Genomic DNA, 17,683 nt, shown 5'->3' on the forward strand with positions numbered 1-17,683 from the left:
CGGGGGTTTTTTGTGTTTGAACACAGCGTGTTCAAACACAGCCATGTTCCGACGCAGCGTGGCCCGGAGCCAGTTCCACCCCCGCAGCACTACCCGAACGAGTGACACCGAGACCCACGAGGCAGAGACCGATGACCAGTGCCACGTCGCGCAGCGACGCGAAGCCCGGGCCCACAGCGCCCGGTGTCCCAGGAGCACGTCCGAAGCCGGCACCGCCGGCGGGAACCCCGGTAAGGGTCACGGGCGCGCAGTCGCTCGTGCGCTCGCTCGAAGCGGTCGGCGCCGAAGTCGTCTTCGGCATTCCGGGCGGGACCATCCTGCCCGCCTACGACCCGCTGCTCGACTCGACGAAGGTCCGGCACGTCCTGGTCCGGCACGAGCAGGGCGCCGGGCACGCCGCGACCGGGTACGCGCAGGCGACAGGCAAGGTCGGCGTCTGCATGGCCACCTCCGGCCCCGGCGCGACGAACCTGGTCACGCCGCTGGCCGACGCCAACATGGACTCGGTCCCGGTCGTCGCCATCACGGGGCAACAGACTCGCGCGCTGATCGGCACCGACGCGTTCCAGGAAGCCGACATCTGCGGCATCACGATGCCGATCACCAAGCACAACTTCCTGGTCACCGACCCGGCGGACATCCCGAGGACCATCGCCGAGGCCTTCCACATCGCCGCCACGGGCCGCCCCGGCCCGGTCCTGGTGGACATCCCCAAGGACGTCCTGCAGGAGATGACGTCCTTCTCGTGGCCCGCTGACCTGCGGCTGCCCGGCTACCGGCCGACGCTGCGCCCGCACGGCAAGCAGGTCCGCGAGGCCGCGCGGCTCATCGCCAAATCCCGGCGACCGGTGCTCTACGTCGGCGGTGGCGTCATCAAGGCGGAGGCGTCGGAGCAGCTGCGGGAGCTGGCCGAGCTGACCGGCATCCCGGTCGTCACGACGCTGATGGCGCGCGGCGCGTTCCCCGATTCTCACCCGCAGCACCTGGGAATGCCCGGGATGCACGGCACGGTCGCCGCGGTCGCGTCGATGCAGCGGTCGGACCTGCTGATCGCCCTCGGTGCCCGCTTCGACGACCGGGTCACCGGCCAGCTGTCGTCGTTCGCGCCGGACGCCGCGATCGTCCACGCGGACATCGACCCCGCCGAGATCTCCAAGAACCGCAAGGCCGACGTGCCGATCGTCGGGGACTGCAGGGAGATCATCGGCGAGCTGATCGCTGCGGTCCGCGCCGAGTTCGAGGCACGCCCTACCGCCGAGAACGCATCAGCACAGCAGGAGCACGGCAAGCCGGACCTGGCCGACTGGTGGACGCAGCTGAACGACTGGCGCGACAACTACCCGGCGGGCTACGAGTGGCCCGACGACGGTTCGCTGTCGCCGCAGTACGTCATCGAACGGATCGGCGAGCTGGTCGGCCCGGACGCGGTGTACGCGGCGGGCGTCGGGCAGCACCAGATGTGGGCCGCGCAGTTCGTCAAGTACGAGAACCCGCGCACCTGGATCAACTCCGGCGGCCTCGGCACCATGGGCTACGCCGTGCCCGCGGCGATGGGCGCGCAGTTCGGCGTCCCGGACAAGCCGGTGTGGGCGATCGATGGCGACGGCTGCTTCCAGATGACCAACCAGGAGCTGGCCACCTGCGCCATCGAGGGCGCGCCGATCAAGGTCGCGGTGATCAACAACGGCAACCTCGGCATGGTCCGCCAGTGGCAGAACCTGTTCTACTCCGAGCGGTACTCCAACACCGATCTCGGCACGCACAAGCACCGCATCCCGGACTTCACCCTGCTCGCCGAGGCGCTCGGCTGCGCGGGCCTGCGGTGTGAGACCCGCGAGGACGTCGACGCCACCATCCGCCGCGCGATGGAGATCAACGACCGCCCCGTCGTGATCGACTTCGTCGTGGGGAAGGATGCCCAGGTGTGGCCGATGGTCGCCGCCGGCACCGGGAACGACGAGATCATGGCGGTGCGCGGGATCCGGCCGCTGTTCGATGACGACGACGTCAGCGCGGAAGGAGAACACTGATGAGCGTGCACACGCTGAGCGTGCTGGTCGAGAACAAGCCCGGCGTGCTCGCCAGGGTGTCCGGGCTGTTCTCCCGCCGCGGTTTCAACATCGAGTCCCTCGCCGTCGGGCCCACGGAGAACCCCGAGGTGTCCCGTATGACGATCGTGGTCGCCGTTGAGGAGCTACCGCTCGAACAGGTGACCAAACAGCTCAACAAGCTGGTCAACGTGATCAAGATCGTGGAGCTGGAGCCGTCCACCGCCGTGCAGCGCGAACTGCTGCTGGTGAAGGTCCGTGCCGACGCCACCGTGCGCAGCCAGGTCCTCGAAACGGTCCAGCTCTTCCGCGCCAAGGTGGTGGACGTCTCGCCGGAGGCGCTCACCGTCGAGGCGACCGGGACCTCGGACAAGATCGGCGCGCTGCTGCGGATGCTGGAGCCGTACGGCATCCGGGAGCTCGTGCAGTCCGGCATGGTCGCGGTGGGACGCGGGGCCCGCTCGATCACCGCCACTTCTCCCCGCTGATCTCCATCCATGCCCCCGCCACCACCCTCAACGGAGGAGCTTCGCTCCGCTTGTTGAATTCAAGTTTTTGCAGTCAGGAAAGGAAGCAGTAACCCCCATGGCAGTGGAAATCTTCTACGACGACGACGCCGACCTCTCGATCATCCAGGGACGCAAGGTCGCTGTCATCGGCTACGGCAGCCAGGGCCACGCCCACTCGCTGAGCCTGCGTGACTCCGGTGTCGACGTCCGCATCGGCCTGCCCGTGGGGTCCAAGTCGCGGGCGAAGGCCGAGGAGCAGGGCCTGCGCGTGCTCACCCCGGCCGAGGCGTCGGCCGAGGCCGACCTGATCATGATCCTGGCGCCGGACACCAAGCAGCGCTTCATCTACGAGCAGGACATCGCGCCGAACCTGAAGGACGGCGACGCGCTGTTCTTCGGCCACGGCTTCAACATCCGCTACGACCTGATCAAGCCGCCGTCCAATGTGGACGTGGCCATGGTCGCGCCGAAGGGCCCGGGCCACCTGGTCCGCCGCCAGTTCGTCGACGGCAAGGGCGTCCCGGCGCTGATCGCGGTGGAGCAGGACGCCTCCGGCAACGCCCAGGCGCTCGCGCTGTCCTACGCCGCGGCCATCGGCGGTGCCCGCGCCGGTGTCATCAAGACGACGTTCACCGAGGAGACCGAGACCGACCTCTTCGGCGAGCAGGCCGTGCTCTGCGGTGGCGCGTCGGCGCTGGTGCAGACCGGTTTCGAGGTGCTCACCGAAGCCGGCTACGCCCCGGAGATCGCCTACTTCGAGGTGCTGCACGAGCTGAAGCTCATCGTCGACCTCATGTACGAGGGCGGCATCGCGCGTCAGCGCTACTCGATCTCCGACACCGCCGAGTACGGCGACCTGACCCGCGGCCCGCGCGTCATCTCGCCGGCGGTCAAGGAGGAGATGAAGAAGATCCTCGGCGAGATCCAGGACGGCACGTTCGCCCGCGAATGGGTCGCCGAGGACGAGGCCGGGCGGCCGAACTTCACCAAGCTCGAGGAGCAGGGCAACCAGCACCCGATCGAGGCGACCGGCAAGAAGCTGCGTGACCTGATGTCCTGGGTCGACCGGCCGATCACCGAGACCGCCTGAGTCTCCCGGTTGTTCCGTGATGGCCTCCTTCGCAGCCTTGAGCGCTGTGAAGGAGGCCATCACGGCGTTTCGGGGGGTGCAACAAGCGGGCAATGAGGACCGCCCGAAGAGAGCAGGGGACCTTTGCTGTCGTTCGGTGAGCGGGCAGATACGCTGGCACCCATGAGTGAACAGCCGGTCGACGACAAGGCGCACATCCGGCACGAGCTGGACCTGAGCGAGGCCGCCTGGATCCGCGCCGAACCCGAGGGTGTCACGCTGGACGACTGCGTCGAGTACGCGTTCGTCCCGCACACCGACGGCGTCACCTACGTGGCCATGCGCCAGTCCTCCAAGCCCGACGGCGTGATCCTCGTGTTCACCCCCGCGGAATGGGACGCCTTCGTCGCCGGGGTCCGCGACGGCGAGTTCGACCTGCCCGAGGACCTGGAAGAACCCGCCCCGGCGAACGAGAAGAGCTAGGCGGACGCTCCGGCGTCCAGCCGCGCCGCGAGGTCGTCGAGACGTCCCGTGGCGGCCGCGAGCGCGACGTGGTCGCCGTAGTCGCGGGACTCGACGATGAGCCCGTTCCGTACCCGCAGCACGAAGATGTTCGCGACCTGGAACGGCGTGCCGATCCCGGCGCGGCCCTGGTAGGTGAACTCGCCGATGATCACCTCGGGGTCGGTGCTCTGGTGCGTGACCAGGTCCCGCGCCTCGATGTCGATCTCCATCGTGGAGCCGATGGAGAAGTGCTCCCGGAGGTCGTCCCGGCTTCGCAGTATCGGCGCCCCTGGCAGGAATGGGTGCGTCACGTGGGTTTCCGGCGCGTAGAGATCGGGAAGTTCGGCCCACCGCCTATCCGAGACGCCGTAGACGAGCCGCTCGAACACACCACGCGGACTGTCCGGCGCCGCGTCCGAAGCGGGGCGAGGCGGGAGCGGCGTGGTTTCCCTTGTGGCGTCGGCGAATCCGGCCTTGAGCGCGTCGAACGCGTCCTGGGCGACGGCGATCTTCAGGAAGTCGTGGTAGTCGCGGGAGTGCGTGATCAGCCCGTCGCGCACCCGCAGCATCTGGATGTTGGCCGTTTCGAACGTTTTCCCGGTGTTCAGCGCTTCCCCGGAGTACGCCCATTCGGCGACGATCACCTCCGGATCCGTCGTTTCGTGCACCACGGTGTCGTGGTGGCGCAGCCGGATCGACGCGGTGAGCGGTCCGGTGAACCGTTCGTGCAAGGCCTCGCGGCCTTCGATGCGGCCGGGCGAGAGTGGCTGTTGTGGAAGCTCTACAACGGCGTCTTCGGCGTAGAGCGCGGAGAGTTCGCTCCAGCGGGCCGCAGTGATGCCCTCGGACAGCTGGTCGAACACCTCGCGGGGTGTGGTCATGGTTCCTCCCAGACAAATAAACGGAGTGGCTAGTCCGTATTCAAAATACGGACTAGCCACTCCGTTTGTCCACTGGATTGCTACCCCACGCTGAGCACGATCTTTCCGGTCGTACCGCCGGACTCGCCAAGTTCGTGGGCCTTCGCTGCCTCGGCGAGCGGGAGCACGGTGCCGACCACCGGCCGGAGGTGCCCGGACGCGACCAGTTCGGCGAGTGCGAGCAGGCCGACGCGGTCGGGTTCGACGAGGGTCAGCCCGGTCGTCACGCCGCAGGCTGCCGCGGCCTCGGGGAGGCTCTTGTCGACGTTCCGGGTCAACTGGACGAGCGTGCCGCCCTTTCGCAGCGTCCGGAGCGAGCGGGGCCCGTACTCGCCACCGATCGTGTCGAGGACGACGTCGACATTGTGGACCTCTTCGGCGAAGTCGGCTGCCCGGTAGTCGATCACCTCGTCGGCCCCGAGGTCGCGGACGAATTCGTGTTTCGGCGCGCTCGCCGTCCCGATCACGTACGCGCCGGACGCCTTGGCGATCTGCACCGCGAGGTGGCCGACGCCGCCTGCCGCCGCGTGGACCAGAACCCGTTGTCCCGTTTGGACTTTCGCGGTGTCGTGCAGACTCTGCCACGCGGTCAGCCCGGCCAGCGGGACGGCCGCGGTGTGGACGTGGCCGAGCCCGGCGGGTTTGGCCGCGAAATGACGGCTCGGCGCGGTGACGTATTCGGCGTACGTCCCGGCCTGGCGCGGGAACCACGGCATGCCGAACACCTCGTCGCCTGGCGCGAACAGTGTCACGCCGGGGCCGATCTCCTCGACGACGCCGGAGACGTCCCAGCCGAGGACGAACGGCGGTGCGCCGAGCGTGCCCATGCCGCCGGTTTCCCGGCTCTTCCAGTCGACCGGATTGACGCCGGCGGCGTGGACACGGACGAGGATCTCGGTCGGTCCGGGAACGGGACGGGGCAGCTCGACCTCTTCGAGGACCTCGGGACCGCCGAGGGTGCGCTGGCTGATGGCTCGCATGACGCCATTGTTCGGCGAACGTCGAACCAGCTGCTACGTGTCCGGCGGCCAGGAGACGTCAGGATCGGGCCAAGCCGCGCAACGCCTCCCGCGCGGCGGACTGTCCACAGTGGTCTGCCCAGCCTTCCGGCGTGCTGTTGTACAACGCGTCGTGTACAGACGGGTCGGCACCGGCGTCGAGCAGTGCGGTGATGACGTCGAGGTGCCCGCCCTGGGCTGCCAGATGCAGCGCTGTGACGCCCGCGCCGTGCCCCGGACCGCCGAAGGTGTTGCGCTGGTTGACGTCCGCGCCGAGATCGAGCAGCGTGCGGACCGCGGCGGTCTTGCCTTGTGCGGCCGCCCAGGTCAGCGCGGTGCCGCGATAGACGTCGGCGTCGAGTGCGGCGCCGCGCTCGACAAGCGTGCGCAAGGTCTCGGTCCGGTCGTTGCGGGCGGCCCAGCTCAACGCCTCGTCGCGGATCTCCGCCGGGTCGCCGGACGGGCGCCACGACGGGAATCCGCTGTGCGGCCGGTAGAACTCGCGGTGATCCCCGGCGGCGGGGGACAGCGTGCCGTCCGGCGCGAGGAGTTCGTCGAGCAGGTCAGCGTGCCCGAGTCCGGCCGCGACGCGGAGATTTGCCGGAGTCAGGTCACGGGCGGCCAGCTTCTCGGCAGCCTCGCGGTGGCCCCAGAACAACGCGACGATCAGCGGGGTGCCGCCGTCGCCGCGTGCGGAGAGGTCCGTCGGCGCGCCGGCGTCGAGCAGCATGTCCAGTAGCAGCGGGAGATTCGAGTACGCGGCCTGGTGCAACGGCGTCCAGCCGTGGACGTTGGGTCGCGCCGGATCGGCGCCGCGGTCGAGCAGGACCCTCGTCAGCCGCTCGTCGCAGGTGGCGCCCGCCATACCGAGCAGATCGTTGCCGTTCGTGCCGACGGCGTCCACGAGCCCGGGGAACTGCTCGACGATCTCGGCGAGCCCGTCGACGTCCCGGGCCTCCACCAGCCGGTACGCCCGCGCGAACGGTTCGCCGCTGTCGGCCAGCACCCGTACATGCGCACGCAGGGCCCGCCAGGACGTGAACCCGTGCTGACGTGCGACCACTGTGCGTGCGCCTTCCGGCGTGAGCGGCTGGTGCCAGCGTTCGAATGTTTCGCGGGCGCCGGGCGTTTCGTCCTGGGCGGAGGCGAGCAGGCCCGTCGCGCGCTCGGCGTAGTACGCGGTGTCCTGGTGGTAGACGTGCTGGAGTCCGTCGCCGTGTTCGCTCACGCGCCGGACGTACGCCTGGAGCTTCGGCCAGCTCGGGAAACCGTGCTGCCGGGCGATGCGGAACTGAGCCTCCGACAGCTTGACCGACTCCGCGCGTGCGAGGTCCTTCGCGCGTTTGCGCAGGTACTCCAGGCTGGGCTTCGCGGGCAGGGTGCTCACGGGAATCCTCCTTCCCTGTCACGCCCGTGGTCCGCAGGCACCGGGCAGGAAAGAAGGTGACTGGTGGGTGGTGCGGTCGTACGGGGGTGGGCTCGGCCCTTTCCGCGGACGGGACGCGGCCCTCACCGCGCATCCGCCACGCTACCGCAGCCCACCCTCGAACGCTCAGAGTACGAGCGGGGCCAGGCGGCGCCAGCTTTCCACGGGAATGCCGCCGGTCCCGTCGAGGACTTGGACGCAGACGTGGTCGGCACCGGCGTCGAGGTGGGCCCGGATCCGGTCGGCGACCTCCTGTTCACCGCGATACGCCACGATGGCGTCGACGAGCCGGTCACTGCCGCCGTCGGCGAGATCGGCGTCGGTGAAGCCGAGCCGCCGCAGGTTCGCCTGTTGGTGCGGTGCCAGCCGCACGTATCCGTCCACGTGCTCGCGCGCGATCCGCCGCGCCCGCCCGGGGTCCGCGTCGAGCACGACCGCCTGTTCGACCGCGAGGTAGGCGTCCGGTCCCATCGTCTTCCGCGCGAACGCGGTGTGCTCCGGCGGGACGAAGTACGAATGCGCGCCGTCGGTCCGCGCCGCCGCCAGCTCCAGCAGTTTCGGCCCCAGCGCGGCGAGTACGCGGCGCGGCCGGGCGCCGGGAACGTCCAGGTCCGCCTTGTCCATCGCGTCGAGGTAGGACCGCATCGCCGTGAGGACGCCGCTGCCGGGCCGATGCCCGCCGAGCCCGAGCGTGAACCGGCCCGGATACGCCTCGGCGAGGGTGCGCCCGGCCGCTTCGGCGGTCGTGGCTTCGCGTTCGGAGAACCGCGCGATTCCGGTCGCCACGGGCAGCGTGCTGGTCGCCGCGAGCAGCATCGCCGCCTGGGTGAACGCCTCCCTGCCACGGTACTCGCCGAACCAGAGCGCGGAGTAGCCCAGCGACTCGACCTCCGCGGCGGCTGCGCGGACCTCGCCGATTTCCTTGCCGTCGAAGGCGAAGGTCCAGATCCCGACACTCATCGCGACACCTCCAGCACCGCCGGGGCCAGCTCTGTCAGAGCATCCACAATGGACTCAAGGGTGGCGGCGGCCGGGGTGAGCAGCACGTGGTCGGCCCCGGCGTCGAGCAGTTCCCGCAGGCGTCCGGCGATCGTCTTCCCGTCGCCCCACAGGACCAGGCTGTCGACGAACCGGTCGCTGGGCCCGGAGATCTCCGCGTCGGTGTAGCCGAGCCGTTTCCAGCCGTTGAGGTAGCCCTTGACGTTGTGGTCCCGGATCTGCCCGACCGTCCGGCGAACGTGTTCTCTCGCGTCTTCGCGCGTGCCGAGCAGGACCGTCTGCTGCGGGATCAGCAGCTTGTCCGGTCCGAGGATCTCGCGCGCGTACGGCGTGTGCTCGACCGGCTGGGCGAACGGATGCGCGCCGTCGGCGTGGTCGCGCGACAGCTCCAGCATCCTCGGGCCGACGGCCGCGAGCACACGGGGAAAGGCAACCGGCGGGGGCTTTTCGGCCGACGTGGCGTCCATTTCGGACAGATACGCGCGCATTTTCTCGTAGGGCTGGTATTTCTCGCCGTACTTCTCGGCCTGGAACGCGTGGCCGATCCCGACGCCGAGCACGAACCGGCCGGGGTGCGCCTGTGCCAGCGTCGTCCCGCCGCTCTGCGCGGTCCGGCCGGGCCGCGACCAGACGTTGGCGATGCCGGTGCCCAGCACGACGTTCTCCGTCGACGCCAGCAGATCGCCGAAATGCGCGAAAATCTCGCGGGTGCCGGGCCCTTCGCCGCTCCACACGGAGCCGTAACCCAGTTCGGCCAGGCGCCGCGTGGCCGAACGCTCGACGTCCGGCGGGGGTGCCATGGGCGCGGTGGGGAGCCAGACGCCGACAGTGCCCAGCCGGTCCCGGGTTTCCTCGATCAGGGTCATCCCTGCTTCCCTCCAGTAAGATGAGGCTACCTCCGGTTACTATACGGAGGCAGCCTCCGATTTGTCACCCGGTAAGGTCCGGAACCGAGATGACCGACGTCAAGCCGATGCGGGCGGACGCCCGCCGCAACTACGAGCGCCTGCTGGCCGAGGCGAGGCGTGCCTTCACCGAACGCGGCGTCGACGCCTCACTCGAGGACATCGCGCGCAGTGCCGGAGTCGGTATCGGCACCCTCTATCGCCACTTCCCGACCAGGGAAGCCCTGCTCGAGACCCTTTTGCGGGATCGCTTCGACGGGCAGGCGGAAAAAGCGCGGGAGCTGCTCGCGGCCGAAGACCCGCTCGCCGGGCTGTACACCTGGCTCGTCGGGCTCGGCACCACGGCAGGCGCCTATCACGGTCTGGTCGAGCTGATGGCCGATGCGATCAACGATCCCGAGTCCCGGCTCCATGCTTCCTGTCACGCGATGCAGGACGCGGTGTCCCAACTGGTGGACAGGGCCAAGGAAGCCGGGGCGCTGCGCGCCGACGTCACCACCCGTGAGCTGCTTCTGTTGTCGCACGGTGCTTCCTGGGCCGGTACGCACCTGCCAGGGGAGCGTGGCATGGAGCGCCTGTTGACCCTTGTTTTCGAGGGATTACGGGCAAGTTAACAACGGGGGCAGCGAGGTGGCGGGCCCCCGGGCTAAACTCCCGCTCAACCGGGCACAACGGCGTGCGCCGATTCGTCCATCGGTTGATCCAGCACCGAGCGTCCTCGACTCAGTGACCAGATAGTGGGAGCCGCAACGTGAGCAGCAAGCCCAACAAGCCCGTCGTCCTCATCGCGGAAAAGCTCGCGCCTTCGGTGCTGAGTGTGTTCGGTGACGAGGTGGAGGTCCGTCATGTGGACGGGACCGACCGCCCGGCGCTGCTCGAGGCGGTGAAGAGCGCCGACGCGCTCCTGGTGCGCTCGGCCACCAAGGTCGACGCCGAGGTGCTCGGTGCCACCACCCAGCTCAAGGTCGTCGCCCGCGCCGGTGTCGGGCTGGACAACGTCGAGGTCCCCGCCGCCACCGAGCGTGGCGTGCTGGTGGTCAACGCCCCGACGTCGAACATCGTCTCGGCCGCCGAGCACGCCGTCGCGCTGCTGCTCGCCGTCGCCCGCCGGGTGCCCGCCGCCGACCAGAGCCTGCGCGGCGGCGAGTGGAAGCGCAGCGCGTACACCGGTGTCGAGCTCAACGGCAAGACCATCGGTGTCGTCGGCCTCGGCAAGATCGGCCAGCTGTTCAGCCAGCGCATCGCCGCCTTCGGCACCAAGCTGATCGCCTACGACCCCTACGTTTCGGCCGCACGCGCCGCGCAGCTCGGCATCGAGCTCGTCACCCTCGACGAGCTGCTGGAGCGTGCCGACGCGATCTCGATCCACCTGCCGAAGACGCCGGAGACCAAGGGACTCATCGACGCCGAGGCGCTGAAGAAGACCAAGCCGGGCGTCATCATCGTCAACGCCGCGCGTGGCGGGCTCATCGTCGAGGAGGCGCTGGCCGACTCGCTCCGCTCCGGCCACGTCGGCGGTGCCGGGATCGACGTCTTCGTCACCGAGCCGACGACGTCCAGCCCGTTGTTCGAGCTGGACAACGTCGTGGTCACCCCGCACCTGGGCGCCTCGACCGCCGAGGCGCAGGACCGTGCGGGCACCGACGTCGCCAAGTCGGTGCTGCTCGCGCTGCGCGGCGACTTCGTGCCGGACGCGGTGAACGTCTCGGGCGGCGGCGCGGTCGGCGAGCACGTCCGGCCTTACCTTTCGCTCACCCAGAAGCTCGGCACCGTGCTCACCGCGCTCAAGCCGAAGGCGCCGACCTCGGTCACCGTCGTCGTCAAGGGCGAACTGTCCACTGAGGACACCAGCGTGCTGGCGCTGGCCGCCGAGCGCGGCGTGTTCGCCGGGGTCGTCCACGACCAGGTCACCTTCGTCAACGCGCCGCGGCTGGCCGAGGAACTGGGTGTCCAGGTCGAGCTGGTGACCGAGTCGGAGAGCCCGAAGTTCCGCAGCCTGGTCACGGTGCGCGCGGTGCACGGCGACGGCACCACGCTGTCGGTTTCGGGTTCGGTCACCGGCAAGGACGACGTCGAAAAGATCGTCGAGGTCAACGGCCGGCACTTCGACCTGCGGGCCGAGGGCGACGTGCTGCTGCTCGAGTACCCGGACCGTCCCGGCATCATGGGCCGCGTCGGCACCCTGCTCGGCGAGGCGGGTCTCAACATCGAGGCTGCGCAGATCAGCCAGACCACCGACGGCTCCGACGCGGTCATGCTGCTGCGCGTGGACCGCGCGGTCGACACGCACGTGCTGGAGCCGATCGGCGCCGCCGTCGGCGCGCACACGATCCGCGCCGTGAATTTCGGCTGATTTCCGCTCCGTCGTAAAGCCGCTCCGGGCCTGCCCGGAGCGGCTTTCGCCGTTTCAGCCCGCGGAAAACGCGGACAGGCGTTCGCGCAGCCGTTGCCTGGCGGGCGGCCATTCGGTTTCCACCATCGAATAGACGACGGTATCCCGTGACGAGCCGTCCGGCCGGATCCGGTGCGCGCGGAGCACGCCTTCCCGCAGCGCGCCGAGCCGTTCGATGGCGCGTTGCGAGCGCAGGTTCCGGATATCGGTCTCCCAGCTCACCCGCTGCGCTCCGAGCGTCTCGAAGGCGTGCGTGAGCAACAGCAGTTTCGCCTCGGTGTTGAGCGCGGTCCGGTGCCAGTCCGCGCCGAGCCAGGTGAAGCCGATCGACAGGATCCGGTGGGCCTCGCTGACCTGGTAATACGACGTCGTTCCGGCGACCCGGCCGGTCTTCGCGTCGATCTGCGCCCATGCCTGGCGGGTGCGGTCGGCGAGCATCTGCTCGACCATGCGCTCGGCGGCGGGCAGGTCGGCGGGCTGCCGCAGGCTCAGCCAGGTCCAGATCCCGGGGTCCTTGCCCGCCTCGAACAGGCCTTTCGCGTGGTCGGCGGTCAGCGGTTCGAGGCGGACGTGGTCGCCGGTCAGCGTCGGATGGGTTTGCCAGTGGTTCACGATGTCCAGATTAGGCAAAGTACTGTCGTAGGGCGCGGTCTTTTTCGCCACTTATTGGCAAGTCCTGGCAGGCAATCACATTCACGTAACGGAGCAAGCTGCCTACCGAAGTAGGTGTTTCCTGCCATTAAGTTCGGTTCGCGAGGCTGAACCACGCGGCGTGCGAGGGCACGGCGCGGCGTCGCGGCTCACCGTCGGGGGTTTCGAGCCGCAGGCAGGTTCTTCCATCCAGGTCTCGAGTAAAGGGGAACTACCGATGAGCAGATCCCGCTTACCCGGTTGGGCGGTGCGGTCATCCACCGCGCTGTTCGCCGTGGTGCTGGCGACGGCCGTGGCGGGAACGCCCGTCGCCTCGGCGCAGGACGCGCCGCTCGCCGAGAGCGCCGGGAAGGCCAAGATCGACCAGGCCGCGCTGGACGGCAAGATCGAGCCGCGCCTGAACACCGCGCAGGGTCAGGTCACCGCGTTCGTCGAGGTGGCGAAGAAGCCGGCGGTCGACGCGTTCAACGACGAGCAGGGCAAGGGCGCGGGCAAGGAGAAGGCCAAGCAGGCCGCCCGCGTGGCCAAGGCCGACACCGCCGCGGCGGTGAACTCCGTGCTCGGCCAGCTCAAGGCCGCCGACGCGCGCACGCAGCTGGTCACCCAGACCGCGAACGCGGTCCCCGGTGCCGTCGTCACGGCCGACGCCGCGAAGCTGCGCGAGGTCGCGAAGCGCCCCGACGTCGTCTCAGTGCGCACGGTGGTGCCGAAGACTCGGACCAATGCCAGCGCGGAGCAGCTGACGAACACGCTCAACAGCTGGCAGCAGACCGGCAAGCTCGGCGACGGGATCCGCGTCGGCGTCATCGACGACGGCATCGACTACACGCACGCCGACTTCGGCGGGCCCGGCACGCCCGAGGCGTACAAGAGCATCGACTCGGCGAAGCCGAACCCGCTGTTCCCCAGCGCCAAGGTGGTCGGCGGTACCGACCTGGTCGGCGACGGCTACGACGCCAACGGAAAACTGGGTTCGCCCACCCCGGTTCCGGACCCGAACCCGCTCGCCTGTGGTGAGCACGGCACGCACGTCGCGGGCACGATCGCCGGGTTCGGCGTCAACGCCGACGGCAGCACCTTCACCGGCGACTACAAGAAGCTGACCGGCAAGAAGCTCGACGAGATGCGCATCGGGCCCGGCACGGCGCCGAAGGCCCTGCTCTACGCGATCAAGGTGTTCGGCTGCAAGGGATCGACCAACGTCACCTCACAGGCGCTCGACTGGGCGCTGGACCCCGACGGCGACGGCGACTTCACCGATCACCTCGACATCGTGAACCTCTCGCTCGGCATGGACTTCGGCGCGCCGGACGACCCGGACTCGCTGTTCGTCCGCAAGCTCGCCGCGAACAACGTGCTCCCGGTGTTCTCCGCGGGCAACGGCGGGGACATCAACGACATCGGCGGCTCGCCGGGCAGCACGCCCGAGGCGCTGACCGTGGCCAGCAGCCGCGACGCCGGGGTGCTGCGGGACGCCATCGACGTGACGGCCCCCGCCCCCGCGCAGCGGACCGGGCAGTTCAGCCAGGACTTCGCCGGGTACGACAAGCTCGACCTGACCGCTCCCGTCGTCGCGCTTTCGGCGGCCAACAAGGCGGGCTGCCAGCCGTATTCGGCCGAGGACAAGGCGAAGGCCGCCGGCAAGATCGTCTGGCTCGAATGGGACGACAACGACGCGACGCGTCCGTGCGGCTCCGCTGCCCGCGCCAACAACGCGCAGGCGGCAGGCGCCGCCGGTGTGCTGCTTTCGTCCACTTTGGAGCATTTCAGCGCCGGTATCGCGGGCAACGCGGCCGTGCCGATGTTCCAGCTGACCGGCAGCGCCACCGCCGCGACGCGCCCCGCGCTCACCGCGGGCACGCTGCGGGTGCACATGACCGGTGCGGGCCGGGTGAGCGTCCAGACCTACGACAAGTCCATTGTGGACACACCGAGCTCGTTCACCTCGCGCGGTGGCCGCGGCCCCGCGGTGAAGCCGGACGTCGCCGCGCCCGGTGACACCATCACCTCGGCGTTCCGTGGCAGCGGCAACGGTAGGACCGTCCTTTCCGGGACGTCCATGGCCGCCCCGCACACCTCGGGTATCACGGCGCTGATCCGCCAGGCCCACCCGGACTGGTCGGTCGAGGAGGTCAAGGCCGCGGTGATCGACACCGCCGGGCACGACGTGCACGACGCGGCGGGCCACACCTACGCGCCGCAGCGCGTCGGCAGCGGCCGGATCGACGCGAAAGCCGCGCTGGACAACCAGGTCCTGGCCTACGTGGCCGACGACCCCGGCGCGGTGACCGTCAACTTCGGCACCGTCGAGGCGGGCGGGCCGGTCACGCTGACCAAGACGCTCAAGGTCGTCAACAAGGGTGTCACGCCGGTCGAGTACGCCGTGGGCTACGAGGCCGTCAACGCGCTGCCCGGTGTCGAGTACACAGTGGACAAGCCGTGGGTGAAGCTGAGCCCCCGTGGCATCGCGAAGGTCAAGGTGACGTTGAAGGTCACCGATCCGAAGGCGCTGCGCAAGGTCATGGACCCGACCATGGCGGCCACCCAGGCCGGCCTGGCGCGTCAGTTCGTCGCCGACGCTTCCGGCCGCGTCGCGTTCACCCCGAAGAGCGGGGCGACCGTGCCGCTGCGGGTTTCGGTGTACTCGGCGCCGAAGCCGGTCTCGTCGATCAAGACCCCGGGCACCGTGAAGTTCGGTCCCGGCCAGGACCAGGCCGTGCTGAACCTGACCGGCAGGGGCGTCGACCAGGGCACCGGTGCCCAGCGCTACCGGTCGCTGATCAGCGTCCTCGAGCTGCAGGCGGAGTCCCCGCAGCTGCCCGAATGCGACAGCGACGTCGTCACCGGGTGCACGCTCAACCGCACCGCGAAGGGCGGCGACATCCGCTACGTCGGTGCGGCTTCGACGGCACCGCTGGCCAAGGAACAGGGCAACCCGGACGACGCGCTGCTCGCGTTCGGCGTGTCCACCTGGAGCGACTGGGCGAACCTCGGCAGCAACACCACCGTGTTCGTCGACATCGACACCAACGGCGACGGGAAGCCGGACTTCGAGACGTACGTGACCAAGGCGACGTCGTCCGACGTGCTGTTGGTCAGCACGGTCTCGCTGACCAAGCCGGGCAACCCGCGGGTGGACCTCCAGGCGGTCAACGGCCAGCTCGGTGACGTCGACACCAACGTGTTCGACACGAACGTGGTGGTCTTGCCGGTGCGGATCGCGGCACTGGGAATTGACCCGAACGGTGGATCGCAGCGGATCGGTTACACGGTGGGTACCAGTGGGTTCTACACGGCACCCGGCAGCACGAGTTCGACGATCGACTCCGTCGACGGCCCGCTGTCGTTCGACGTTCTCGCGCCGGGCTATGCGGTGCAGGGCGGCGGCGACGCCGCGATCGGTTACGTGGCCAAGCCGGGAACGGCGCTGGTCGTGAACCGGAACGCGGCTTCGGCGGCGGCGGACAAATCGCTCGGCCTGCTCGCGATCGAACACCACAACGCCGCGGGCGACCGCGCGGGCGTGGTGCGCGTCGAGGCGGCGGGGAACGCACAGAACACCGGGCGGGACACTCCGGGGCGGCACACCGGACGTCAGCCCATCGGGGTGAGCTGACCACGGCGGTCCACCCCGGAAAGCACTGAGGTGGTGGGGGCTTTCCTGGTCTCAATGGCTGGGAAAGCCCCCACTGATTTCACCCGGATGGCTGACTGGGCCCCGGTCGGGATCCGGCATAAGGGTGGTGCGGCTACGACGCCTTGTCTACGGCCGGTAACCTTCCGCCTGCTGGCGTTTGTTGCGGATGGGCCATCCGGACCCGGTGGCCTGGTCGACGGAGGTGTGTGGATGCGGCTCGCGGTGATCCCAGGTGACGGGATCGGGCCCGAGGTGGTCTCCGAGGCGCTGAAGGTGCTCGGTGAAGTGGTACCGACAGCGGAGATCACGAACTACGACCTCGGCGCCGCCCGATGGCACGCCACCGGTGAGCTGCTTCCGGAGTCGGTGCTCGGCGAACTCCGCCAGCACGACGCGATCCTGCTCGGCGCGGTCGGCGACCCGACGGTGCCCAGCGGGATTCTGGAGCGCGGCCTGCTGCTGCGCCTGCGCTTCGAGCTCGACCACCACGTGAACCTGCGCCCGGCGCGGCTCTACCCCGGTGTGCGCGGCCCGCTGGCCGACCCCGGCGACGTCGACATGGTCGTCGTCCGCGAGGGCACCGAGGGGCCGTACGCGGGCAACGGTGGCCTGCTGCGCAAGGACACCGAGCACGAGATCGCCACCGAGGTGAGCGTCAACACCGCGTTCGGTATCCGGCGCGTCGTCGCCGACGCCTTCAACCGCGCCGAGCAGCGTCCGCGCAAGCACCTGACCCTGGTGCACAAGACCAACGTGCTGCTGCACGCCGGGTCGTTGTGGTCGCGGATCGTCGAAGAGGTCTCGCTGGAGCACCCGGAGGTGACCGTCGCCTACTCGCACGTCGACGCGGCCACCATCCACCTGGTCACCGACCCGTCCCGCTTCGACGTGATCGTCACCGACAACCTGTTCGGCGACATCATCACCGACCTCGCGGCCGCGGTCACCGGCGGCATCGGCCTCGCCGCGAGCGGCAACCTGGACATCACCCGCCGCAACCCGAGCATGTTCGAGCCGGTGCACGGCTCCGCCCCGGACATCGCGGGCCAGGGCCTCGCCGACCCGACCGCCGCGGTGCTGTCGGTGTCGCTGCTGCTCGACCACCTCGGCCAGAAGGAGGCCGCGCGGCGCATCGAGGCGTCGGTCGCCTTCGACCTCGCGACGCGGGACCAGGCCTCCCCGGGGGCGACCCAGGCGATCGGCGACCGGCTCGCCGCGCTGGTGTCCTCGAACGTCCGCTCCGTGGGCTGAGGTTTTTCGACGTAGGTCCGTGAAGGCCTCCTTACCGGCGCTGGACGCCGGCAAGGAGGCCTTCACGGCTTTCGGGGCGCTGTCGCGGGACACCGTCTGTCGCGAATGGACCGTTTGCGCCCTGGAAGGTCGTGAATGGCTTTCTCGCTAAGGGTTCTGGGCTGTGGGGGCCGCGCCGAGGGACGCCGTCGGTGCGGTGGGCCTGGGTGCGACAAGGGAGTCCCTGGGTGCGTTGGATGCGACGGGGGCGTCCCTCGGTGCGGTGGATGCACCCAGGGCGTCCCTCGGACATCCCCGACCACGCCGAGAGCATCGCCCGGTGTCGCGAACGCTCCGTCGCCGACGATGAACGTCCCGAACGGAGCGTTCGCGAC

The 17,683-nt window shown here is 69.6% G+C and carries 14 protein-coding genes; 8 read left to right on the forward strand and 6 right to left on the reverse strand.

Features of this window, described 5'->3' with window-relative positions:
- The first annotated feature begins 131 nt into the window (after positions 1 to 131).
- The 4 genes from ACFW0G_RS12695 (at position 132) to ACFW0G_RS12710 (ending at position 4,109) form a co-directional block, all read left to right on the forward strand.
- On the forward strand, positions 132 to 2,030 hold the full coding sequence (locus ACFW0G_RS12695; RefSeq protein WP_378325185.1) for an acetolactate synthase large subunit: 1,899 nt from the start codon (positions 132 to 134) through the stop codon (positions 2,028 to 2,030).
- Complete coding sequence (gene ilvN / locus ACFW0G_RS12700; RefSeq protein WP_345399851.1) at positions 2,030 to 2,536, forward strand: acetolactate synthase small subunit; 507 nt, start codon at positions 2,030 to 2,032, stop codon at positions 2,534 to 2,536. Before ACFW0G_RS12695 ends, ilvN begins: the two co-directional genes overlap by 1 nt.
- 97 nt (positions 2,537 to 2,633) lie before the next feature.
- Positions 2,634 to 3,647, forward strand: a complete 1,014-nt coding sequence (gene ilvC, locus ACFW0G_RS12705) for a ketol-acid reductoisomerase (RefSeq protein ID WP_378325186.1) — start codon at positions 2,634 to 2,636, stop codon at positions 3,645 to 3,647.
- A gap of 162 nt (positions 3,648 to 3,809) precedes the next feature.
- Entirely contained in the window at positions 3,810 to 4,109 is a 300-nt protein-coding gene (locus tag ACFW0G_RS12710; RefSeq protein WP_378325187.1) for a DUF397 domain-containing protein, read from the forward strand.
- Here the strand turns inward: ACFW0G_RS12710 and ACFW0G_RS12715 are convergent.
- From ACFW0G_RS12715 to ACFW0G_RS12735, 5 genes are all read right to left on the reverse strand, one after another.
- Positions 4,106 to 5,011 carry a nuclear transport factor 2 family protein gene (locus ACFW0G_RS12715; protein ID WP_378325188.1) on the reverse strand — a complete coding sequence of 302 codons (906 nt, stop codon included), beginning with the start codon at positions 5,009 to 5,011 and terminating at the stop codon, positions 4,106 to 4,108. The genes ACFW0G_RS12710 and ACFW0G_RS12715 overlap by 4 nt on opposite strands.
- An 80-nt stretch (positions 5,012 to 5,091) precedes the next feature.
- The gene (locus ACFW0G_RS12720; protein WP_378325190.1) at positions 5,092 to 6,030 is read right to left on the reverse strand and encodes an NADP-dependent oxidoreductase; all 939 of its coding nucleotides are present in this window, start codon (positions 6,028 to 6,030) and stop codon (positions 5,092 to 5,094) included.
- Positions 6,031 to 6,088: 58 nt separating this feature from the next.
- Complete coding sequence (locus ACFW0G_RS12725) at positions 6,089 to 7,435, reverse strand: ankyrin repeat domain-containing protein (RefSeq protein ID WP_378325191.1); 1,347 nt, start codon at positions 7,433 to 7,435, stop codon at positions 6,089 to 6,091.
- A gap of 165 nt (positions 7,436 to 7,600) precedes the next feature.
- Positions 7,601 to 8,434, reverse strand: coding sequence for a TIGR03620 family F420-dependent LLM class oxidoreductase (locus tag ACFW0G_RS12730; protein ID WP_378325193.1), 834 nt, complete (start codon positions 8,432 to 8,434; stop codon positions 7,601 to 7,603).
- Positions 8,431 to 9,339: a TIGR03620 family F420-dependent LLM class oxidoreductase gene (locus ACFW0G_RS12735; protein WP_378325194.1), complete on the reverse strand. Its 909-nt coding sequence runs from the start codon at positions 9,337 to 9,339 to the stop codon at positions 8,431 to 8,433. The genes ACFW0G_RS12730 and ACFW0G_RS12735 overlap by 4 nt, the downstream gene beginning before the upstream one ends.
- 89 nt (positions 9,340 to 9,428) lie before the next feature.
- Between ACFW0G_RS12735 and ACFW0G_RS12740 the strand changes: the two genes are divergently transcribed.
- Both ACFW0G_RS12740 and serA read left to right on the forward strand, forming a co-directional pair.
- Complete coding sequence (locus ACFW0G_RS12740; protein ID WP_378325196.1) at positions 9,429 to 9,992, forward strand: TetR/AcrR family transcriptional regulator; 564 nt, start codon at positions 9,429 to 9,431, stop codon at positions 9,990 to 9,992.
- A 137-nt stretch (positions 9,993 to 10,129) separates the two neighbouring features.
- A complete protein-coding gene (gene serA, locus ACFW0G_RS12745; protein WP_378325197.1) occupies positions 10,130 to 11,731 on the forward strand; it encodes a phosphoglycerate dehydrogenase in 1,602 nt (533 codons plus the stop codon).
- Positions 11,732 to 11,785: 54 nt separating this feature from the next.
- Here the strand turns inward: serA and ACFW0G_RS12750 are convergent, their stop codons facing one another.
- Positions 11,786 to 12,382, reverse strand: a complete 597-nt coding sequence (locus ACFW0G_RS12750) for a GNAT family N-acetyltransferase (RefSeq protein WP_378325198.1) — start codon at positions 12,380 to 12,382, stop codon at positions 11,786 to 11,788.
- A gap of 256 nt (positions 12,383 to 12,638) precedes the next feature.
- Here ACFW0G_RS12750 and ACFW0G_RS12755 point away from each other — a divergent pair, with 256 nt between their 5' ends.
- Positions 12,639 to 16,037 carry a S8 family serine peptidase gene (locus tag ACFW0G_RS12755; protein WP_378325199.1) on the forward strand — a complete coding sequence of 1,133 codons (3,399 nt, stop codon included), beginning with the start codon at positions 12,639 to 12,641 and terminating at the stop codon, positions 16,035 to 16,037.
- Between the two features lie 231 nt (positions 16,038 to 16,268).
- Entirely contained in the window at positions 16,269 to 17,309 is a 1,041-nt protein-coding gene (locus tag ACFW0G_RS12760; protein ID WP_378325200.1) for a 3-isopropylmalate dehydrogenase, read from the forward strand.
- Positions 17,310 to 17,683 lie beyond the last annotated feature (374 nt).

Origin of the sequence: Amycolatopsis sp. NPDC058986 (assembly GCF_042741125.1) — a bacterium.
In the GTDB taxonomy this organism is placed as follows: Bacteria; Actinomycetota; Actinomycetes; order Mycobacteriales; family Pseudonocardiaceae; genus Amycolatopsis.